The organism is Vibrio sp. J383 (genome assembly GCF_023503985.1).
In the GTDB taxonomy this organism is placed as follows: Bacteria; Pseudomonadota; Gammaproteobacteria; order Enterobacterales; family Vibrionaceae; genus Vibrio; species Vibrio splendidus.
Genome location: NZ_CP097294.1, coordinates 1,654,471 through 1,679,830, shown reverse-complemented (window position 1 = coordinate 1,679,830; position 25,360 = coordinate 1,654,471). Strand labels below are relative to the sequence as shown.

At 46.4% G+C, this 25,360-nt stretch carries 5 protein-coding genes; 2 read left to right on the top strand and 3 right to left on the bottom strand.

Annotated elements, in window-relative coordinates; all coding sequences use genetic code 11:
• The first annotated feature begins 177 nt into the window (after window positions 1-177).
• Together M4S28_RS23785 and M4S28_RS23780 are read left to right on the top strand one after the other, a co-directional pair.
• The gene (locus M4S28_RS23785; RefSeq protein ID WP_249633045.1) at window positions 178-21,123 is read left to right on the top strand and encodes a tandem-95 repeat protein; all 20,946 of its coding nucleotides are present in this window, start codon (window positions 178-180) and stop codon (window positions 21,121-21,123) included.
• Between the two features lie 221 nt (window positions 21,124-21,344).
• Window positions 21,345-21,698 (top strand): hypothetical protein, encoded by a 354-nt coding sequence (locus M4S28_RS23780; protein ID WP_249633044.1) that lies wholly within the window; start codon window positions 21,345-21,347, stop codon window positions 21,696-21,698.
• 245 nt (window positions 21,699-21,943) lie between these two features.
• On the opposite strand, the gene M4S28_RS23775 is transcribed toward M4S28_RS23780, so the two are convergent.
• The 3 genes from M4S28_RS23775 to M4S28_RS23765 all read right to left on the bottom strand — a co-directional run bounded on the left by M4S28_RS23775 (window position 21,944) and on the right by M4S28_RS23765 (window position 25,234).
• Complete coding sequence (locus M4S28_RS23775; protein ID WP_249633043.1) at window positions 21,944-22,840, bottom strand: sigma-70 family RNA polymerase sigma factor; 897 nt, start codon at window positions 22,838-22,840, stop codon at window positions 21,944-21,946.
• Window positions 22,841-23,318: 478 nt separating this feature from the next.
• Complete coding sequence (locus M4S28_RS23770) at window positions 23,319-23,651, bottom strand: Hpt domain-containing protein (RefSeq protein WP_017079133.1); 333 nt, start codon at window positions 23,649-23,651, stop codon at window positions 23,319-23,321.
• Window positions 23,645-25,234: a response regulator gene (locus M4S28_RS23765; RefSeq protein WP_249633042.1), complete on the bottom strand. Its 1,590-nt coding sequence runs from the start codon at window positions 25,232-25,234 to the stop codon at window positions 23,645-23,647. The genes M4S28_RS23770 and M4S28_RS23765 overlap by 7 nt, the downstream gene beginning before the upstream one ends.
• Between the last annotated feature and the right edge of the window lie 126 nt (window positions 25,235-25,360).

The window sequence follows — 25,360 nt, the reverse complement described above, 5'->3', positions numbered from 1 at the left end:
GTAATTGCTTTAATCACAATAACTAAGGATGTTTAAAGGAAGTTTTCAAATTTTTTTTGATTCTTTATGTATAAAAAGAAAAATATGAAAAATGTTGTATAAAAACTTGGTTTTTCAAAATGGTGTCCTTTAATGCCTCTAAATACGATCAGTTAGCTAGTAGCAACGGAGGCTGTAATGGCAGGCGAAAATAACCAAAACAACCAAAATGAAGATCTAAATGACGCGGTAGAACAAACGGACACGAACGACGCGGGTACGCCCTCCCAACAGCAGAATCAACAAAATCAACAAAATACGATTGCGTCGACAATAGCGACGGGTGCTGAAAACACGGATGCGGCCGACGAGGTTAATCAGGCTTTAGAAGACAATCCGAGTGGCGCAGGTAATGCTGAAGATGCGTCGGCTTCTGGTGCGACTGTTCAAGAAGAGACGCCAGAAAGCGATGGAGATTCAGACGCAGCACAATCCAATGTAGTCGGTGGTGCGGCTTCGGAAGCTGGCTCGGACAATGCTGCTGGCAGTGGTGGCGGAGCAGGTGCTGGCGCTCAAGCAGTAGGTGGCGATAACGCAGAGTCTGCGACAGGTGGAGCAGACGCTGAAAGTAATGAAGAACAAGGCCAAGCTGCACGTACCTCTGCAGCGTCGAGTTCTACATCTTCTGAATCGGGTGAGCAACAAGTTGGTGACGACCTCGATTCACAGACAGTCGAAGAGACATTTGCCGTTGATGTTCAAGCTTCAGATGAAGAGACCATCAGTGAAGTAGAGGATGACTTTGATTCTGAAACAGTAAGCGAAACGTTTAAAATCCAAGTAGAAAGTGAAAATGATGCGCCAGAAGCAGAACAAAATCTGGCTTACATCATGGATGAAGATGGCTCCATAACATTCACTCAAGAACAATTACTCGAATACGCAAGTGATGTAGATGGGGACGAACTGGTTGCCTCTAACGTTCAAGTTGGTGCTGATGCAACCGTTCAAGACAATGGTGACGGTACTTTCACAGTAGTTCCTTCTGCTGACTTCAATGGTGAACTTGACCTTACTTTCGACATCAGTGACGGCCAAGAAACGATTAGCAGCGCAATTGATTTAACGGTACGTCCGATTAATGACGCGCCGGTTCCTGAAGATAAAACGTTTGAAATAGAGGAAGACGGAACTCTTGTCTTCACCGACGCTGATCTTCTTTCTGGTGCGACGGACATTGAAGGTGACAACCTTACTGTTGAAGGTGTGACTTACGATGGCGGCGACGGCATTCTTACCGACAACGGTAATGGTACTTACACCTTTGCGCCGAATGAAAACTTCAATGGCGATGTAAACTTCGGTTTTGATGTGTCAGATGGCACTGATACGGTAGCTGCAAACATCGACGTAAGCGTAACAGCAGTCGATGATGCACCAGTATCTGGCGACCTTGCTTACTCAGTCGATGAAGACGGTTCGATTCGTTTAAGCCAAGAGCAATTACTATCACAAGCATCTGACGTAGAAGGCGATGATCTAACTGCTAGTGGCCTAACGGTTGGTGGTGATGCGACAGTTACTCAAAACGACGATGGCAGCTTTACCATCACGCCAGATGCGAACTTCAATGGTGACATCGATATCAGCTTTGATATCTCAGATGGCACTAACACGGTTCAAGCTTCTGCCGATTTAACCGTTAACCCAATCAATGACTTGCCAGTCCCTCAAGATCAACAATTCAGCGTTGAAGAAGATGGCACGTTAATCTTCACCGATGCAGACTTGTTAACAGGTGCAACGGACATTGAAGGCGATAACCTTACGGTTGAAGGTGTGACCTACGATGGCGGCGACGGTATCCTTACCGACAACGGTAACGGTACTTACACCTTTGCACCGAACGAGAACTTCAATGGTGACGTAAACTTTGGCTTTGATGTGTCAGATGGCACCGATACGGTCTCTGCGAATATTGATGTGAGTGTTACGGCGGTTGATGATGCGCCAGTATCAGGTGACCTAGCTTACTCAATCGATGAAGACGGTTCGATTCGTTTGAGCCAAGAGCAGTTGCTTTCTCAAGCATCTGATGTGGAAGGTGATGACCTTACTGCCAGCAGCCTAACGGTTGGCGGTGATGCAACGGTTGTTGCTAACGACGATGGCAGCTTTACCATCACGCCAGATGAGAACTTCAATGGCGACATCGATATCAGCTTCGATATCTCTGATGGCACCAATACGGTTCAAGCTTCTGCTGATTTAACCGTTAACCCAGTTAACGACCTGCCAGTTCCTCAAGATCAACAGTTCAGCATTGAAGAAGACGGTACGCTGCAGTTTACTGATGCAGATCTGCTAACTGGTGCAACCGATATTGAGGGTGATGATTTAACGGTTGAAGGCATCAGTTATGAAGGGACTGATGGGGTACTGACAGACCATGGTGACGGCTCATACAGCTTTGCGCCAAACGAAAACTTCAATGGTGATGTGAGCTTTAGCTTCGATGTTTCAGACGGAACAGATATGGTGTCTGCAAACATTGATGTTAGCGTGACTCCAGAGAACGATCCGCCAGTTGCGGGTTCAACGTCTTACACAGTTAATGAAGACAATTCGATTACCATTTCTGATGCACAACTATTGGCAACATCTTCAGATATTGAAGGTGATGTATCGATAGACAGCGTGACTTACTCTGGTAGTGACGGTGTCCTTGAAATCAATGGTAACGGCACTTACACCTTCTCGCCCAATGAAAACTTCAGCGGTGAAATTGCACTGGATGTGGTTGTTGCTGATGAAGATGGCGCGACCGACACGACGACCGCGGGCATCAATGTTCTTGAAGTGAACGATCCGCCAGTCGCAGGCCCAACGTCTTACACTATTGATGAAGACTCAGTGTTGACCTTCAGTGAATCACAAGTGCTACTTAATGCCTCAGATGTAGAAGGGGATGTTGAGCTTGTTGGTATTAGTTACGATGGCCCTGAAGGTATCTTCTCAGTAAATGGTGATGGCACTTGTAGCTTCGCTCCGAATGAGAACTTTAATGGCCAAGTTCAGCTTGATGTCACCATTCGTGATGAAGATGGTGCAGAGGTTGAAACCGTCATCAATGTTGACGTACTGCCAATCAATGATGCGCCAGTATCCGGTGATTTGGCTTACAACGTTAACGAAGATGGTTCAATCACATTGAGCCAAGAACAGCTGTTGTCTCAAGCGTCCGATGTTGAAGGCGAAGACCTAACCGCGAGCGACTTAACGGTTGGTGGTGATGCGACGGTTGTAGCTAACGATGACGGCAGTTTCACCATCACACCAGATGCGAACTTCAATGGTGACATTGATATTCAATTCAACATCACTGATGGTACTGACACGGTTCAAGCAACCGCCGATCTTACTGTTAACCCAGTTAATGACTTGCCGGTTCCTCAAGACCAACAATTCAGTATTGCAGAAGACGGTACGCTTCAATTTACAGATGCAGACCTACTCACCGGTGCCACCGATATTGATGGCGACGACTTAACCGTTGAAGGTATTAGCTATACAGGTGGTGATGGCGTACTGACCGACCACGGTGATGGTACTTATACCTTTGCGCCAAATGAAAACTTCAATGGCGATGTGAACTTCAGTTTCGATGTGTCTGATGGCACAGAAACGGTCAGCGCTAACATTGATGTCAGTGTGACGCCTGAGAACGATCCGCCAGTTGCGGGTTCAACCTCGTACATGGTCAACGAAGACAATGCCATCACAATTTCTGATGAGCAGTTGCTAGCAAACTCTTCTGACGTTGAAGGTGCAGTGTCGATTGACAGCGTAACTTACAGCGGCACAGATGGTGTGTTCCAAGATAATGGTGACGGCAGTTACACCTTCCTTCCTAATGAAAACTTCAGTGGCGATATCAGCCTTGACGTTATTGTTGCCGATGAAGACGGTTCGATTGATGAAACCACTGCGGGCATCACCGTTCTAGAAGTGAATGATCCACCGGTTGCGGGTCCAACGTCATACACCATTGACGAAGATTCGGTTCTGACGTTCAGTGAATCTCAGATTCTTGTGAACGCTTCGGATATCGAAGGCGATGTAGAACTTGTTGGCATTAACTACGATGGCTCTGACGGTATCTTCACTGTAAATGGTGATGGTACATGCAGCTTTGCACCAAATGAAAACTTTAATGGTCAGGTTCAACTGGGTGTGACCATTCAAGATGAAGATGGCGCAACGGTTGAAACACACATTAACGTTGATGTATTGCCAATCAATGATGCGCCAGTATCGGGTGATTTGGCTTACACCATCAATGAAGATAGCTCCATCACGCTAAGCCAAGAGCAATTGCTAGCAAGAGCAGGTGATATTGATAGCGACAACTTAGAAGCTATCAATCTATCTACTGATGAAAATGCGACCATCCAACATAATGATGATGGCAGCTACACCATCACACCGAACGCAGACTACAACGGTGACCTAGATCTGAACTTCGATATCATCGATAACGATGGTGGTTCAGTTCAAGTTGGCCTAGACGTTACTGTGAATCCGGTTAATGACCTGCCACAAGCGGAAGATCAACAGTTCACGATTGAAGAAGACGGTACGTTACTCTTCACCGATGCTGATCTGCTTGCAGGCGCGTCGGATATTGACGGTGATGAACTGTCGATTGAAAACGTGCTCTACACAGGTGCAGATGGTGTTCTTAGCGATAATGGCGACGGCACATACAGCTTTGCTCCAAACGAGAACTTCAATGGTGATGTTCAATTCTCGTTCGATGTCTCTGACGGTACTGATTCAACATCAGCTGTTATTGATGTCAGTGTAACGCCTGAGAATGATCCACCGGTTGCTGGCCCGACATCTTACACAGTTCAAGAAGATGGCCAAATCACGATCAGTGATGAGCAATTATTGGCAAACTCTTCCGATGTAGAAGGCGATGTATCATTGTCTGGAGTATCGTACTCCGGTGATGACGGCTCATTTGTTGATAATGGCAATGGTACTTACACCTTTACGCCAAATGAAAACTTCGATGGTGATATTTCACTAGACGTTGTTGTCGTTGACGAAGACGGTGCAACCGCAACTACAACCGCTGGCATCGATGTTATTGCTGTGAATGACGGCCCTGAAACATCTGGTATTCAGGCTGAAGTCGACGAAGATAATTCAATCACCATTACTCAAGAGCAGTTACTTGCGAATGCGACCGATGTTGAGGGTGATGAGCTAACGGCAACTAACCTACAAACCAACGATCCTGACGCGACGATTGTTGCGAATGACGATGGTTCATTCACCATTACGCACACAGAAAACTTCAATGGCGAGTTGGACTTCACATACAGCATCAGTGATGGTGAAAATGAAGTTCTGACGACACTCGACTTGACGGTTAATCCTGTCAACGATGCGCCGGAAGCGGGCGATGAAATCTTCATCCAAGCACAAGAAGACCAAACGGTTGGTGTGACACTTCGTGAAGAACCAGCACTACGTTTAGACCAAGCGCCAGAAAACGGCATCATTGAAGCGAATGTGAATGACGAATGGGTGGTACTGGAAGTAGGACAAGAAGTTCCTGCAGATACCGAAGTGCGCTTTGTTCCAAGTGAAGATGCTCTTGCTGAAGGTACACACACCACACAAATTGGTACGTTTGACGATAACGCGAGTGTGGATGATTGGGGGACAGAAGTTGACCCTTATACTCGTGAGTTCTCAGATGGTGACTTAACGGTAACCGTTCAAAGTAACGATGATCCGCTTGGTGCCTGGAATGGTAACACCCACATTGGTCACGGACTTGGTGATACAGACCGCCAAGGTCTAAGTGGTGATGAGAAACTGACAGTTTCGGTTGAAGGTCAAGACATCAATGAAATCAGTTTCCACCTAGATGGTTTGGGTGGTTGGTTCATGGAAGAGTCTCGTCACTTTACAGAAGTAGAAATCAAAGCGTTCAATGAGGATGGCGACCTAATTGACTCGATGACTTACCACAAAGAAGACCGTGGTACTTTCGAGACAGATTACACGCTAACGGTTGATCAACCGGTGTCTTACTTTGAGCTTGGTACCGTGCAAGGTAATGGTACTTACGTCGTTCAAAACATGACAGTGTCACAAACTTTTCATGATGAAGCTGTGTTTACATCGATTGGTGTAGACGGTTCAGAAATCACCGAAACGGTTGAGTTGAACATCCATGCGGGTGACAACGAAATCGAGCTAACGGCTGATCTTCCGAATATCACTATCGATACGGAAGGTTCTGCTCAGTTTGCTTCTGTTGTGATTACAGAAGAACAGCTACTGGCACAAGCCTCTGATATTGATGGCGACGACCTTGATATTCAAAATCTAGAGCTGGTGGGTGAAAACTCAGAGCATGCAACACTCACCGATAATGGTGATGGTACTTGGACGGTAACACCGGATGAAAACTTCCATGGTGAAATCGAACTCGGTTACCAAGTTACCGATGGTGAGCTAACAGACAGCAACATCATTAATATCAACTTCGAATCGGTGAATGATGCGCCAATCGTTTCTGGCCCGATTGTTCTATCGACAGATGAAGATGAAGGTATCACGTTCAGTGCAGATGACTTACTAGCGAACACCACTGATGTGGAAGGCGATACGCTGTCTATTTCTGACATAACTTACGGTGGTGATAACGGTGACTTGGTCGACAACGGCGATGGTACGTTTACCTTCATGCCGAATGAAAACTTCAATGGTGAAATCGACATCGACTACAAGGTGTTTGATGGAACTGATGAAGTTGCAACGCACCTAGACCTAACGGTTGTACCAGTCAATGATGTGCCGGTTCCGGGTGAACCATTGCACACCCAAATGCTTGAAAACGGCTCCATGATCATCGAAGCGAAAGACCTATTGTCTGGTGCTACCGATGTTGATGGCGACATTCTTCATGTCGAAAACCTATTACTTGCAGACCAAACGCAAGGTACGTTAACGGATAACGGTGATAATACCTTTACCTTCGAACCTGCAGAGGACTTCTACGGTGAAGTGAATCTGACTTTCGATATCAGTGATGGCCAAGCAAGCGCACCAAGCACAGCAAGAGTTGACGTTGAAATTGTCAATGAAGGCCCAGAGGTGAGTGGTCCAATTGAAGCCGCTGTTGATGAAGACGGTTCAATCACTATCACTCAAGAGGATCTGTTAGCGAATGCAACCGATGTAGATGGCGATAACCTTGAAGCGGTTAACTTTGCGACCAACGATCCAAATGCGGTTGTTGTAGAAAACCCAGATGGTAGCTTCACGATTACACCAAGTGCAGATTTCTTTGGTGAGATTGAATTTACTTACGATGTCACTGACGCGATCGAAACTGTTGCGGCTGACCTCAACCTAACCGTCAATCCAATCAATGATGCGCCAGACGTGCCTGACATGTCTTTCACTACGGAAGATGGTCAAGCGATTACTATTACCGAAGCTGAGTTACTGGCACAAGCGACAGACGTTGAAGGTGATGAACTGTCAGTTGTGAATGTGACGAGTGCAAGCGACACGGTAGAAGTCACAGACAATGGCGACGGAACATACACATTAACACCAGAGCAGGGCTTCTTCGGTAATGTTGACCTAGCGTTTGATGTGAGCGATGGCACGGATGTGGTTGCCGCAAACATCGACCTAAAAGTTGAGTTCGTCAATGATGCGCCAGAAGCGACGCCAATGGTGGCTGATGTCGACGAAGATGGTTCAATCCTCGTTACACAAGAAATGCTACTGGAGAACGCGAGCGACCAAGATGGCGATGAGCTATTTGCTTCTTCGCTTGAAACCAATGATCCGAACGCAAGCATTGTCGACAACGGTGATGGCACGTACACAGTGACACCTTCTGAAAACTTCAACGGTGATATTGCATTCACTTATGAGGTGAGCGACGGTGAGCTGAGCACGTCTAATGATATGACATTGACCGTTAATCCGGTGAATGACATTCCAATTGTTGCTCCAGGCATGTATCACATTGAAGAGGATGGCAGCATCCTGTTCACTCAAGAAGATCTGTTGAGTGGTGCGATTGATATTGATGGCGATGACCTCAGTGTTACTAGCATCAATTACTCTGGCGATGAAGGCACAGTCACCGACAATGGTGACGGCACGTTCAGCTTCGTTCCTGAAGAGCATTTCAGTGGTGATCTGCAGTTCAGCTTTACTGTGACAGACGGTACGGATGAGGTTGAACAAGACCTTAACGTTCATATTGAAGCAGTCGCGGATGCGCCGGATCTTGTGATAACCGATGGCGACGGCGTTAACGTTGATGACCAAGCTATTTTGGTTGAGCCAGGCGGCATTGTTGAGCTTAATATTGCGGCTGCGCTAGTAGACCAAGATCTATCAGAAACACTGACGGTAACGGTGGATGGTGTGCCAGAAGGTTCGGTTATTCAATACGATAATGAAGGCGTTCTGAATGACCAAGAAAACGGTATCACCAGTTACAACGATACTGAAATCACAGTAACGTTTGAAGGTGAAACCGCGGGATACCAAAACGCAGCGGGTTACTACAAAGTCGATGAAGACGGCAACATTACAGGTGTTGAAGTTGTCTACGAGAATGCATCACAAGTGGGTGGCGGCGGTGACCTTGTCCCTGGGCAAGATCAGTTCAGCTTCCAAGTCGAGGAAGGTGAGAGTTTTAACCTGTTCTTAATTCCAAACGGGCATCAACACAACGACTTTGACGCGATGCAAGACGGTCAGTACGAGTTCCGTGCTGAGGATGGTTCACCAGCGAACATGGATACGGTTGATCCTCAACTTGTCTTTGTTGCTGCTGATGGCACTGAAACCGTGGTGCAAGGGCAGAATGGTGACGCGATATTCCATGGTGGTTCAAGCTCTCAGCTAAACCAAGATGGTATCGAACATACTCGCACGACGGTTAATGAAGACGGCGAACTGGTTTACGGCTTTGAAGATTTGTATGGCGGCGGTGATGCTGACTACACAGATTTCAACTTCACAATCGATGTGGGTGAAGTGAACAGCCAAATCTACAGCGGTGAAGTGACCGTTGGCCCTGATGGTACGGTGAACTTACCGACAACGGCTATCGAAAATTCACTACAAATCCAGTTACCAGAAGACTTCAACGAACAGCTTGAAGTTCATGTAACTGCAACCGCAACAGAGCTATCGAATGATGATTCTGAAACGGTCTCTCAAACCATCTACATTAACGCGACAGGCGCGCACATTGAGCACGCACCTGAAGCGCTGCCTGTTGCAGCAACAGTAGAAGAAGATGGTTCTATCACCATTACGCAAGAAGACTTGTTAGCTAATGCTCGTGATCTCGATGGCGACCAGCTGACGGCTCTGAATTTAGCAACCAATGATGAGAGCGTAACTATCACAGATAACGGTGATGGTACGTACACATTAACGCCAGATGCTGACTTCAATGGCGATGTTAACTTTACGTTTGATGTGTCTGATGGTGATGATGTTGTCTCTACCAATCTGGAGTTAACGGTTTCACCAGTGAACGATGGTCCAGAAGCACAAGACCAGGCATTCACAGTCGGCGAAGATGGCGTGTTAACCTTCAATGACCAAGACCTATTAACAGGTGCAACGGACATTGAAGGGGACGACCTAAGTGTTGAAGGTGTAACTTACACTGGCGCAGATGGTGTCCTAACCGACAATGGCGATGGCACATACAGCTTCGCTCCAAACGAAAACTTCAATGGCGATGTGAACTTCTCGTTCAATGTATCAGATGGTACCGATATGGTAACCGCTAACATTGATGTAAGCGTGACGCCAGAGAATGACCCTCCGGTTGCGGGTAGTACGTCTTACACGGTTCATGAAGACAACTCTATTACGATCAGTAACGAACAACTGCTAGCGAACTCTTCGGATATCGAAGGCGAAGTCGCAATTGATAACGTGACTTACAGTGGTAGCGACGGTGTTCTGGAAATCAACGGTGACGGTACATACACCTTCTCGCCAAACGAGAACTTTAATGGCGAAGTTAGCCTAGATGTTGTCGTGACGGATGAAGATGGCGCGACCGAAGCAACAACGGCGGGTATTACTGTCCTTGAGGTGAACGATCCGCCAGTTGCTGGCCCAACGTCATACACCATCGATGAAGATTCAGTACTGACTTTCAATGAGTCTCAAGTTCTGCTGAACGCTTCTGATATTGAAGGTGATGTTGAGCTTGTTGAGATCAACTACGATGGCCCAGACGGTATCTTCTCAATCAATGGTGACGGTACATGTAGCTTCGCTCCGAATGAAAACTTCAACGGTCAAGTGCAGTTGGATGTGACCATTCAAGATGAAGACGGCGCTCAAGTTGATACGTTTATTACGGTTGATGTATTACCAATCAACGACGTGCCAGTATCAGGCGACCTGGCATACAGTGTTGAGGAAGACGGTTCGATTACCTTGAGCCAAGAGCAGCTTCTTTCTCAAGCAAGCGATGTAGACGGAGACGACCTTACTGCCTCTAACTTGATTGTTGATGGAGACGCGACGGTTTTTGCTAACGATGACGGCAGCTTTACCATTACGCCAGATGCGAACTTCAATGGTGACATTGACCTAACGTTCGACATTAGCGACGGTACAGATACGCTTGTTGCGACGGCTGACCTAACCGTTAATCCAGTTAATGACCTTCCACAACCACAAGACCAAACGTTCAGCATTGGCGAAGATGGCGTCTTGAACTTCACTGACGAAGACTTGCTGACAGGGGCGACCGACATTGATGGGGATGACCTATCGGTTGAAGGCGTTACTTACACAGGTGCGGACGGTGTTCTTACTGATAATGGCGACGGAAGCTACAGCTTTGCGCCAAACGAGAACTTCAATGGTGATGTGAACTTCAGTTTTGATGTGTCAGATGGCACGGATACGGTTCAAGCCAACATTGATGTCAGCGTGACACCAGAAAATGATCCACCGGTTGCAGGTAGCACGTCTTACACCGTTCATGAAGACAACTCAATTACCATCAGCGACGAACAGTTACTTGCTAACTCTTCGGACATTGAAGGTGATGTGGCAGTCGATAGCGTGACTTACACTGGCGCTAATGGTGTCTTTGAAGACAATGGTGACGGTACTTACACCTTCTCGCCAAACGAAAACTTCAACGGCGAAGTTAGCCTTGATGTTGTCGTTACCGATGAAGAGGGCGCAACTGAAGCGACCACCGCGGGTATTACTGTACTTGAGGTGAACGATCCACCAATCGCAGGCTCAACGAGCTACTCAGTCAACGAGGACGAAGTTATCACCATCAGTTCGGAGCAACTGTTGGCGAACGCTTCTGATATCGAAGGTGAAGTGGCGATTGATAGCGTTAACTACACAGGCTCAGACGGTATATTTACCGACAATGGTGACGGAACATTCAGCTTCGCACCAAACGCTAACTTCGATGGCGATGTAAGCCTTGATATTGTCGTTACTGATGAAGAAGGCGCAACCGTAGCAACCAACGCAAGCATTGATGTTCTGCCTGTTAACGATGCTCCGGTATCGGGTGACTTGGCGTACAGCGTGGACGAAGATGGTTCAATTACCTTGAGCCAAGAGCAATTACTTGCTCAAGCGAGCGATGTTGACGGCGATGACTTAACAGCGGCTAACCTAACTGTTGGTGGTGATGCGATAGTTACAGCAAACGATGATGGTAGTTTCACTATCACGCCAGATGCTAACTTCAATGGCGACATTGATTTGAACTTCGACATTACTGATGGCGATGCGACGCTTCAAGCAACGGCTGATCTAACGGTTAACCCAGTTAATGACTTGCCAACAGTCGGTGAGCCACAATTTGTGACTCAAGAAGACACCAGCTTTACCTTCACTGAAGAACAACTGCTGCAAAATGCGGGCGACATTGATGGCGATAACCTATCGGTTGAAAATGTTGCTTCAAATAGCGGTACTTTGGTTGATAACGGCGACAGCACTTACACATTCGCACCGAATGAAAACTTCGACGGTAATGTGAATGTGACGTTCGATGTGAATGACGGTACCGCGACAGTACCAGCAGAAGCGACAATTGATGTTCAATCTGTGGTTGATATGCCAGAGCTGTCGATTGCTTCTGACCTAGTGATTGCTTCAGACAACTTCGAGTCTGGCTCAAACGGTTGGAATACCGGTACTGAAAGCTCACAAGGCTTCGAATCAGGTGACATGCTGGGTCGTATTGGTGGCACTGGTGGCGATGAAGCTGTCAGCAAAACTTACGACATTCCAAGTGATGTGAGCGAAGTTAATATCTCGTTCAGTTTCTACGAAATTGATTCTTGGGATGGTGAGTCATTCCAAATTTTTGTCGGCGGCGAAGAGCTTACTTCGTTAGACAACTCGGCGTTCCAAACTCAAGATGGCACGACAACGTTGTACGATTCAGCGGGCAATGAAGTGGGTGAAGTTGTTCACGGCGTGTCGCAAGGTGAAGGCTTCAGTGGTTGGAACGACCAAGCACACCAAATCAACCTAACGGTACCCGTTGAAGACGGCCAACTTGAGTTAGGCTTCGGTTCAACCTTGAACCAAGGTGTGAGTGATGAGTCGTTTGGCATCGATAACATTGAAATCACAGTGTCTGACGCGGATTACCAAATCATTGGTACCGAAGATACACCTGTACCACTTGATATTGATGCGGCGCTTACTGATACCGATGGTTCAGAAAACCTTGCTATCTTGATTGAAGACGTGCCGGAAGGCAGCTCGCTTTCTGCAGGTACTGATAACGGTGATGGCACTTGGTCATTGCAACCTGGCGAGCTAGAAGGGCTAGAGTTTATCCCTTCAGGTGACTTCAATGGGGATGTGGTTCTAACCGTGAATGCGACGTCGACTGATGTTGATACGGGCACCACCGCAACGGCAACACAAGATGTGACGATTCACATTTCGCCAGCGAACGATGCTCCAGAAGTTGATGGTGATATCAGTGCCGTGACAGCCGAAGATAACAGCATCACGCTAACTCAAGAGCAGTTGCTAGAGCACGCTGTCGACATTGATGGTGATGACCTATCAGCAATCAACCTAACCACCAATGATGAAAATGCGACCGTTCAAATGAACGACGATGGCAGTTTCACCATTACACCGAGTGAAAACTTCAACGGTAATATCGAATTTAGTTACGATGTAACCGATGGGGAAGACATGGTTGCGGCTGGCCTAGACTTGACGGTAACACCTGTCAATGATGCGCCAGAGCCACAAGACCAAACATTCACTATTGGTGAAGATGGGGTTCTTAACTTCTCTGACGCTGACCTGTTAACGGGTGCAACGGATGTTGAAGGTGATGACTTAACGGTAGAAGGTGTGACATACACGGGTGCTGATGGCGTTCTTACTGATAATGGCGACGGAAGCTACAGCTTTGCGCCAAACGAGAACTTCAATGGTGATGTGAACTTCAGCTTTGATGTGTCAGATGGCACGGGTACGGTTCAAGCGAACATCGATGTGAGCGTGACGCCTGAGAACGATCCACCAGTGGCGGGCAGCACGTCTTACACCGTACATGAAGACAACTCAATCACGATCAGTAACGAACAACTATTAGCCAACTCTTCAGATATTGAAGGTGAGGTTGCGATTGATAGCGTGTCTTACACTGGCAGTGACGGTGTGTTCGAAGACAACGGTGACGGCACTTATACTTTCTCGCCAAACGAGAACTTCAATGGTGATGTGAGCTTAGCGGTTATTGTTACCGATGAAGAAGGGGCAACAGAAGCGACCACAGCGGGAATCACTGTACTTGAGGTGAACGATCCGCCAATCGCAGGCTCAACCAGTTACTCAGTCAACGAAGATGAAGTTATCACCATCAGTGCAGAGCAACTGTTGGCGAACGCTTCGGATATTGAAGGTGAAGTGGCGATTGATAGCGTGAACTACACAGGCGCTGACGGTATCTTTACTGACAACGGTAACGGCACATTCAGCTTTGCACCTAATGCAAACTTCGATGGCGATGTTAGCCTCGATGTAGTGGTGACTGATGAAGACGGTGCGACAGTAGCCACCAGCGCAAGTATTGATGTTCTTCCAATTAACGATCCACCAGTATCGGGTGACTTGGCATACAGCATTGATGAAGATGGTTCCATTACTCTGACTCAAGAGCAGTTGCTGTCTCAAGCATCTGATGTGGATGGCGATGATCTGACCGCAAGCAACTTAAGCGCAGGCGATAATGCAACCGTTGTTGATAATGGTGATGGCACCTTTACGGTAACGCCAGATGCGAACTTCAATGGCGATATCGACCTAAGCTTTGATATTTCGGACGGCACCGAGTCGATTGTGGCGAACGCCGATCTGATGGTAAACCCAGTCAACGACTTGCCAACGACATCTGATGTTTATGCGAACGTTGATGAAGATAATGTCATCACTATCACGCAGGAGCAGTTACTTGCGAATGCCGCTGATATTGAGGGCGATGACCTTGTCGCTTCCGACTTAACCTTAGTGGGCGACGATGCAACGATTGTCGATAATGGCGATGGCACGTTCTCAATCACTCCAAGCGAAAACTTCAATGGTTACATCGATGTTGCCTACAGCATCAGCGATGGCGACACACCAATTGCCGCTAACTTAGGCTTAACCGTTGACCCAGTTAACGACGCGCCAATTGTTTCTGCTGATGTGGCGATAACCATTGAAGAAGACGGTTCATACACCATTACTCAAGAAGAGCTCCTACAATTCGCGACTGACATCGAAGACGATGACATGACCGCAATTATCGGAGAGCAAGGCGATGAAACGACCGTTACCGGTACTGTGTTGGATGCTGAAACTGGTAATCCAATCGCAGGTGCGGATGTTACGCTAACCGACAACGCAGGTCATTCTTACACAGCGGTGACCGATCAATCCGGTAACTACTCTGTGAGCGGTCCTGTTGTTGACCAAGGTACCGTCACTATTGAACAAGAAGGCTCTATTACTAGCAGCTTCCTAGTTCCAGCAGGCGAAGATACCAACGGTGGCGTAACCGCTATATCCGAAGTACTTGAAGAAACAGATATGCGTATCGTGGTCACATGGGGTGACAGCCCACGTGATATGGACAACCACCTATGGCTCTACGATACAGAGAATGGCAATGAGCTAGACCATATTTACTATCGCGACATGAGCCATGATTTGGGTGAAGGTAACGTTGTTCAACAAGATGTAGATGACACAAATGGTGGCGGCCCTGAAACCATCACTATTCCAAATTATCAAGATGCTGACATGCACTATTCAGTACACAACTACACCAGCAGAAGTTGGGATGTAGATGGTGTTGAAGATGTACAAGTTCAGGTGTTTGTAGGCGATACATTGGTTGAAACCTTTAGCCCTGATTTATCTGATAACCCATCAGGTGACCATTGGCATGTATTTGATATCGTGAATGGCGTTATTGTTCCAAGCCAAGATGTAGGCAGCGAGAATGCGTTTGATTTACCAACGGCAGAAGAAGCGCTCGCGAATGAAAACGGCATTGATATCTCTGAATTGCTAACTGGCGATGAAGGTGATGACTCTGGTGATACGGGTGGAAACGAACCAAGTGTTGGAGATGTTTCCATTGAGAACGCTCTTATCACTGACAATGGTGATGGTACTTACACCATTACACCGGAAGAGAACTTCAATGGTGAATTCTCGATTAGCTACAACGTAGACGATGGCAACGGTGGGGTTACTCCAGCGGAACTAGACGTGACCGTAACAGCAGTTAACGACCTTTCTGTAATTTACGACCACGACTACACCATTAATGAAGATGGTTCGCTGACCTTTACCGATGAACAGCTACTGACTGGTGCAACGGATATTGACGGCGATGATCTTTCTGTCGAGTCGGTTAATTACGAAGGCACCGACGGTGTGTTCACGGATAATGGCGATGGCACTTACACCTTCGCTCCAAACGAGAACTTCAATGGCAGCGTCGACCTAACTTACGATGTGAGTGATGGTACAGATGTTGTATCGGCGAATATTGATGTTCAAGTGGTTCCAATCAACGACGTACCGGTAGCAGGTTCTACAACTTACAGCGTTGAAGAAGACGGCAGTATCACGCTAAGCGATGCACAACTTCTGGCGAATAGCTCGGATGTTGAAGGGGAAGTGTTTGTCAGCGATGTAAGCTACAGCGGCACTGATGGTGTATTCACTGATAATGGTGATGGTACTTACACCTTTGCTCCAAACGAAAACTTTAACGGTGACATCAGTCTTGATGTATCTGTTATGGATGAAGATGGCGCAACCGCTGAAACAACCGCAGGTATCGACGTCATTGCTGTTAATGACTTGCCGGTTGCAGGTTCAACGACCTACAGCGTTGACGAAGATAACGTGATTACCATCTCTGAAGCACAGCTTCTTGCGAACAGCTCAGACATTGAAGGTGATGTATCCGTTAGCGACGTTTCCTACTCAGGCGCAGACGGTATATTTACTGACAATGGTGATGGTACTTACAGCTTTGCTCCAAATGAAAACTTCAACGGCAATGTCAGCCTAGATGTCACCGTTGCTGATGAAGAGGGTACAACGGCTGAAACCACTGCGGGTATTGAAGTTATCGCGGTTAACGACGCGCCAGTGTCAGGTGACTTGGCTTACTCAGTGGATGAAGATGGTTCAATCACGCTAAGCCAAGAGCAACTGCTTGCTCAAGCATCGGATGTGGACGGCGATGATCTTACCGCGGCTAACCTAACCGCGGGTGATAGCGCTACCGTTACGGCAAACGATGATGGTTCATTTACCATTACCCCGGATGCCGACTTCAATGGTGACATTGATCTAAGCTTCGACCTTTCTGATGGTACTGAAACGGTTGTTGCAACGGCCGACCTTACTGTGAATCCAGTGAATGACATCGCGGTTGTAGAAGATGTCGCTTACACCACTGAAGAAGACGGTTCACTTACCTTTACAGACGAGCAACTGCTAGCGGGTGCCTCTGATATTGATGGTGATGAACTTTCAGTTGCCGACGTGTCTTACACTGGCGCAGAGGGTGTGTTCACCGACAATGGCGATGGCACTTACACCTTTGCACCAAACGAGAACTTCAATGGTGACGTAAGTCTGGACTTCTCAGTATCTGATGGTACAGAGACGGTTGACGCAAACATCGACGTAACGGTAACAGACGTTAACGATGCACCAGTGGCAGGCGCAACGTCTTACCAAATGAACGAAGATGGCACTATTACATTGAGCCCTGAGCAGTTGATTGCGAATAGCTCCGATGTGGACGGTGAAGTGTCGCTTGATAGCGTGAGCTACTCAGGTGCAGACGGTATCTTGGTTCAAAATGAAGATGGTTCGGTAACGTTCGCACCAAACGAAAACTTTAACGGCGACATCAACCTTGATGTGACGGTTATTGATGACGACGGTGCGACGGCTCAGACTACCGCTGGTATTGAAGTCATTGCAGTTAACGACGCACCAGTGGCCGGAAACGTGGCTTACTCGGTTGATGAAGATGGTTCAATTACGCTATCTCAAGAGCAGTTGCTGGCTAACGCATCCGATGTTGATGGTGATGCACTGACCGCAAGCAACCTATCTGCAGGTGACAATGCGACCGTAACAGCGAACGATGATGGTTCATTTACTATCACTCCGGATGCTGACTTCAACGGTGACATTGATTTGAGCTTCGATGTATCAGATGGCCTTGAAACTGTTCAAGCTGGCGTAGACCTAACCGTTAACCCAGTCAATGACCTACCGACAGCCGCAGACCAAAGCTTCACCGTTGAGGAAGATGGAACGCTAATCTTCACGGATGCAGACCTACTAGCAGGCGCTGCAGACATTGACGGCGATGACTTGTCTATCGCTGACGTGTCTTACACGGGCGCAGAGGGTGTGTTCACTGACAACGGTGACGGCACTTATAGCTTTGCTCCGAACGAGAACTTCAATGGCGATGTAAATCTTGGCTTCACAGTGACTGATGGCACTGAGACAGTCGATGCCAATATTGGTGTGACGGTAACGGATGTTAACGATGCGCCAGTAGCGGGTTCTACGTCTTACCAAATGAACGAAGATGGCACCATCACAATCAGCCCTGAGCAGTTAATTGCTAATAGCTCTGACGTTGATGGTGAAGTGTCGCTTGAAAGTGTGACTTACACAGGCTCTGACGGCACCTTGGTTCAAAACGATAACGGGTCTGTGACCTTCACGCCAAACGAGAACTTTAATGGTGATATCAGCCTAGATGTGGTCGTGACCGATGATGACGGTGCGACTGCTACAACAACGGCAGGAATCGACGTTCTGGCTGTGAACGATGGACCTGAGTCGGAGGATGTGAAACTAACCACAGCCGAAGACAGCACCATTCTTATCACACAAGACATGTTGTTAGCTCAAGCTACCGACATCGATAACACCGCAGACGAGCTGTCGGCTTCTGGTCTACAAATCGATCCTAGCTTAGGTGAGTTGCTAGATAACGAAGATGGTACTTGGTCATTTACGCCAAACGAAAACTTCAATGGCGATGTGCCAATGACGTTTAACGTTAGCGATGGCCAAGAGACAATTTCAGTCGACGGCAACATCGATGTCACGCCAGTGAATGATGCACCTGAAGCACCAATGATTGAGATGCAAGGCGAAGAAGATGTGGTCATGGTGATTGACCCAGCTTACATCGCGGATCAAGTTACAGACCTTGATGGCGATGAGATCAGCATCGAGAGCATCACAGTTCGAGCTCCAGCGAACGCGACCTTAACTCAGCAACCAGACGGCATGTATCACTTAGTGACTACGCAAGACTTCAATGGCTTGGTAGAACTGGGTTATCAAGCGACTGACGGCGAAGAAGTGGTTGATGGCTCGCTGAATGTGGATGTCATTCCGGTTAACGACGCACCATTCAATGTCGGCAACGCAATGATGACCACAGACGAAGATGGCGCGTTCACTTTCGATGCTGGCGACTTGATGAACTTGTTCGGTGACATCGATACCGCTGACCTTGTTGTTTCTCGCATTATCACCGCAGACGGTGAAGATGGCGGAGAAGTAACAGACAACGGTGATGGTACTTGGACATTCACACCAACAGGCGACTTTGCGGGTGTTTCTGACCTACAAGTTGTCGTGAGTGACGGTGAGTTTGAAACCGTTCTCGATGTTCCTGTGTACGTACGTCCTGTAGCAGATGGCGCGGTTATTTCAACTGACCATGACGGTCCATTAGTCTTCGGCGAAGATGAAACGGGTCACTTGGGACTGAACGTTGGCCTAGTCGATGACTCAGAGACACTGAGTAACTTGGTGATGACAGGTTTCCCTGTTGGATTCGAGGTAACAGATGGTGTGAATACCGTGATGATCACCGAGCCGGGTCAATACATCGACCTGTTCGATTGGGATATCTCAAACATTCAAATGACGCCTCCTGAAGACTTCCATGGTGAGTTCTTCGTAACGGTTAGCGCAACAACGGTTGATTACGGAGATGAGCCGGAAGCGTTTGAAGATGGCATCGATTCTGGTGATTTCGAAACCGTAGCGGGTGATTCCATCATCCTAACGGCGGACGACCTAATCGGTTTGGCTGAGAATGTGGATGCTGACAGCGATGATGAAGTGAAACTGGTTCATCTTGCCGACCGCAGCCAAGGTGAGATTGTCGATAATGGCGATGGCACTTGGACGTTCACACCAGCACCAGGCTTTACTGGCGAAGCAGATATTGCTTACGTGGTTGATAAAGATGGCGTGCTTCATGATGAGCAAACTGGCGTAGTCGTGAAAGAAGGCGACTCGCAAGAGAATGCAGCACCAGAAGTTAACAGCATCACGACGACGGAAATCGCAGCGGATGCAACTTTGTCGTTCACTGATGAAGACATGTTAGCGAACCTGAGCGATGCAGAAGGCGATAGCTTGAGCATTGAGTCAGTAAGCTTGATGGAAGGTCAGGGTGTAATTGAGAGCGATAACCAAGGTAACTATCAATTCACACCTGCTGAAGACTACACCGGTGATGTTCAAGTTGGGTTTATAGCGACCGATGGTGAAAACCGCATCGAAAGCTTCTTCAATGTGGATATCCAAGGTGGTGATGAAGCAGCGGCGAGTGAAGGTTATGCCTTAGCTGATGATGGTTCACTAACTATCACTGATGCACAGCTGGTGGATGAATTGGGCGTGAGTGATTCTGCACAAGTTGTTGATGTTGCAGACGCGAACGATGCTGGCTTCTTTGCCGAATCAGGTGAAGGTGAGTGGACTTACTGGCCGAACGAAGACTTCGATGGCAATTTAGCGATGAATGTTGAAGTTAACGACGGCGGTGAAGTATCAAGCCACAGCTTAAGTATCCAAGTTGAAGATGATTCAGTACAAAGTGATGAACCACAAGTCCAAGCTGCTCAAGCAACAGAAGAGCAACAAGTGGAAGTGGCTCAACAAGCTGATGACCAAGCTCAAGATGCTGAAACTGAAGACAGTACAGCAGATGTAACCGCGGCACCGGGTGATACCATCTCTATCTCGATTCCAGATGAGGTAAGTGGTAACGAATCGGTTGATTACGCTGATATGTCTGGTCTACCTGAGGGCGCTACTGTGAGCAACGCACTGGATAACGGTGATGGTAGCTTCACAATCAGTGGCAACCTAGAGCAGCCTGTATCCGTTGAACTTCCAGAAGGTTATGAAGGTACTAGCGAGATCCAATTCCAAGGTTACGACGAATTGGGTAGTTCAATAGACGGTGCTAGCGGTTCTGTTGAAGTTGAGGTCGATGATCAATACACCATGCAAGGTTCTACGCAAGAGCAGCAACCGGACATGGCGGGTATGGAATCTGGAGGCAGCGACTGGACAAGTTCAGGTGGTCAAGATCAAGGTGTTGACTTCACGGATGACTCTGGAAGCTTCGATTCAGATTCTCAAACTGGAACCGATCAAGGCAACGACTTCGACCAAAGCTCGATTTAATCGAGAGGGCTTAGTTTTAGTCTGAACCGACATTTAGTCTAAACCAACAAGTAGATAGGGCAGCGTAAAGTTGCCCTCATTAAAGCCATGTAGAGTCATTGATGCATGGCTTTTTTATTGCTTGTTCTTCTAAACAATATTGTTTGTTTCGCTAAATAAACTTGAGAACAGATAAAAATGTCCTTAATTATTAGAAGAGTTAGTTAGAAAGGAGGGACGACATGTATCGTTATGTCAGTTCACCGCAAGCGTCGAAGTACATCGTGCCACCACCTCAACATCGTGAGTTGTCGAGTGTGGATGTGCCTGAGTCCGAATTAGATATGCGAGAAATATTGAATAATTGGTTTGCTGATGGTTTAGCACCCATTATTGAAAGTGAAGATGACTACATCTCTGCGAGCGATCACGTTCGATTTGAAAAGCTCAGCGGCACCGTTGGGATGCTGTTGAGAAACAAAGATTATTATTTTGCGGCCAAACGGATTTTATCTGTGTGGGAACAAGATTGCCTTGAAACCACTTACATCAATTATCTCATTTTACGCAGTGAGCGAGTCACTTCTTTAAGGTAAGTGAATGCTGTGGCACTTCTCATTAGCCATTAGCCATTAGCCATTAGCGACTTACGGTTCGTGTGCTTACGATCTTTTTGTTTTTCTAGCGAATCAGGTAAACAAAACAGGCAAACAAAAAGGGCAAGCTTTGAGGCTCACCCTTAAGGTTCTTTTTACTTAACGTTGTTGCTCTCAATTAACGATGCTTTTGTCTAACGTTATTGTTCTTTCCTGTCGTTATAACTTCTCAGTAGGGTTGAGACTTACACCCAACCATCAAATTTGAGTCGTTTTTGAATTCTCTCGACTGCTTCTTTCTGCATTTGTCTAACACGCTCATTAGAAACATTTACATCTTGCATTTGTCCCACCTCAGACAGTGTTTTCACCTTGTTATCAAAGAAACCAAAACGGTGAATGAGAACCTTCTGTAATTTGGGTGGCAGTGTGTTTATGATTTGCTCTAGAGCTTGGGTAAAAGACTGATCTTCACAATCTTTTTGCGGGTCAGGGATATACTCACTTTCACACTGTTCAAGTACTATCGGTGCGTGGCTGATACCAACCGTTGTTGTTACGTCAATAAACCCGCTAAGCGCCACGAGTTGGTCGACACGTTTTGCCTTTACGCCAGAGCTGTCTGACAACTCTGAAATAGAAATCTCTTTACTCATTTTTTTACTTACATCGAGCTTCTTGGACGCGAGGCTGTTTATTTCTTTGCATACGTGGGCGGGCAATCGGACAGTACGACCTTTGTTCATCAATGCCGCTTCAATATTCTCTCGAATCCACCATACGGCGTAAGTCGAAAAGCGATAACCGGGTTCGGGGTCGTATTTATCGATTGCTTTGATTAAGCCGATGTTACCTTCCTCGATCAGGTCGAGCAGCGTGAAGTTGTTACCTTTACGTTTTAGGTAACTCTTTGCGATTTTTACAACAAGTCGCAGGTTTGATTCGATCATGATGTCACGTGCTTGCTTGTCACCCGCGCGATTCAATTTTGCGTAATACACCTCATCTTCACGCGACAGCAAATCAATCCCCACAATATCCTTTAGATAGTGAGCATAAGGTTCTGCAGTGGTAGAAAATGATTCTTTAGTGGGTGTGTCATCCGTGAGCCCCTGAAACGCAGCAAAACTGTCATTGTTCATTTCCTTGTCCTTTTTTAGCCGACTGAACGTTTTATTTTTTTATTTTATTATTATGCCACCAAGTGATTAACGCTTGGTTTCATTAGAGTGTAGATAACAGTTTCTTCTTTACCAATAAATAAAATGCAATTTCGTATACTTACGTCACAAAAAGATCTACAAGTATTTAACCATTTTACATCTCATCGAACGTGTCGGTTTTTCATGGGAAACATGAACATGCATAGCTTATAAAGTATGTATTATGCATTGGCGCATGTAGATAAATCGAGTGAATTTATAGGAGCGGGCGGCTATATAATTGATAGGGAAAATGAGGAGAACGTGGCAAGAGTCGAGGTTCCATGTTGCCAAAGTACCTCAGCTCTTTAACCTGTTCAGCTGACATTGTTTGCTGCGTAAAACTATAAAACTATTAGTGGAGACTAAAAGCTGTTACGGAATACTAAAAGTTATTACTAAAAGCTCATTGAATTGACTAATAAGTGCTGAGCACCTCATCGATTTGTTTGTTGATGATCTTCATTTCGCTGTAGATAACAGAAAGATCATCATCTTGAGGTGCAAGCTTATTAAGTGTGTTTTGCTCGACTCTTTCTAAGGCCACGGTGGCGGTTTCTTCGCCGAAGCTGGCTAATATGCCTTTTAATGTGTGCACGGTAAAATGAAGCTTGCCCCAATCCTGTTGCTGTACCAGTTCTTGTATCTCTTCTAATGAATTTCCATGGTCTTCTTGATACACAGACAACACAGCGAAAATCACTTCTTTGTCATTATCTAAGTAGGCATTTAGGGCATCAAAATCTAGCATATAGACTCCTGTCGGCTGTATGTTGAAAATGGGCTGGGCGGCTTAGTAGAAAAACCAGATCTTAATGAATCACTGAGCCATTGGCTCCATCTTGGTGGAAGCTCTAGCTGTGCGAGCTGTTTCAAGTATTCGTGTCTAAGGTTTTCTTCTATATGAGCTTTATGGACGGCATATATATAGTCAAGTTTCGCCGCAATTGAATATGGGTAATTGTGAATGTAGTCCTTTAGTTCTTGGATGGAATCGGAATTTTCGATATTTACACAAGTAGAAGGGTCTACATCTTTTGATTCGAGTTGGTGGTTTATTGTCTCCCCTCGAGCTTTTAAGCACTCTGTAACTAAGTGGTACAGGGAGTACTCGCCAAAGTGAGTCAGGAGAGGCAGCAATTGAAGCAATAAGTGAGTGGGTTGGTTGTAAAAGTTATTTGCTAACAGTGTCGAGGCTCGAATCACTTTCTTGTGAGCAACTTGAGGGCTGTTCTCAATGAGTAAAATATTACTTTGAAATAGGGCAAGGCTGGCCAGAACTTGTTGCTGTTGTTTTACCGGAAGTTTGAGGTTTACCAACTCTGTGAATTGATTAGCATGTTCCAGCAGAATGCGTTTGTACTTTAATTGTGTCTCACGTTGGTAGGTCGCCTTTAGTGAACTGAAGTGAGCGCTAATGGAATGAATAATATCAATGTCGGCAGACGATATATGCGTCGCGTACATCTCACCAAGCTTGATAAGCATCAGGGTGTTGTCGACGTTTTCTGCCAAGTCGATTGCTCTTATCGCACGGTGACTGATGCTAGGCGTCATTTCAAACGCTCTTATGGCCAGTTTAAGCGCGGGCAGTAACATATTATGTTTTTCATAAATGCAGCTTAAACAATCAATAACGTTTAATGACAACGGCTGAGCAATCAGGTAATTGTGGAGCTTTTCTATGGCTAGGTTCGGTTTACCCAAGCTGTCTAGAATTAATGCCTCTGCGACTAATTTGGTCGGGTGCATTTTCGTGTTCGAGTTGTCGATTGTGCTTGAAAGCAAATCCCATTCTTTGCCTCCAATTAAGTGTTCAATCAATGTCGCTTCAAACTGAACGCTATTGCCATTAGGGGAGATCGCTAACGCTTGTGTCAATCGTTCCAAATTAGTGATCGGATATAAGTCATTCAGTTGGGTGAGTTTCTTCGAAACGGACACAGCACTTTGAATCTTCTTGCCTAAAGATTGAGTATTGATCGGTTTAGAAACAAAGTGATGTGCTTCGCCAGAAAGGGCAGTCAATACGGTTTCCTGACGCATATCCCCAGAAACAAGAATCGTGGCAACAGTATGATCGATGAGTCTGTTTCGATACAGAATCCCCAAAAGCTCAAACCCGGTAAAGGATTGTTCAAGATGGTAATCGATGAGGAGTACATGCAACGAGTGCGTCTCGACCGCCTTGATGGCTTGTCGATAATCGGTCGCAATAAAGATGCAATCATGTGAAATGCCTAAGCTCGAGAGTTGCTGCTTAATAAGTATTGTTGCGCTCTTAGAGTCGTCGACAATCAAAACCCGCAGGTCTGTTGGTAAGGTCAAATCCATTTTCCTCAATACCAAATGTTATGTTTAATTTAGGTGTCAGGTTGCACATTGTCAAGGTGCCTATATCACATACAAACACTCAATAAACTATTGGTAATTAAAGAGTATTCGATAACATTTATGAAA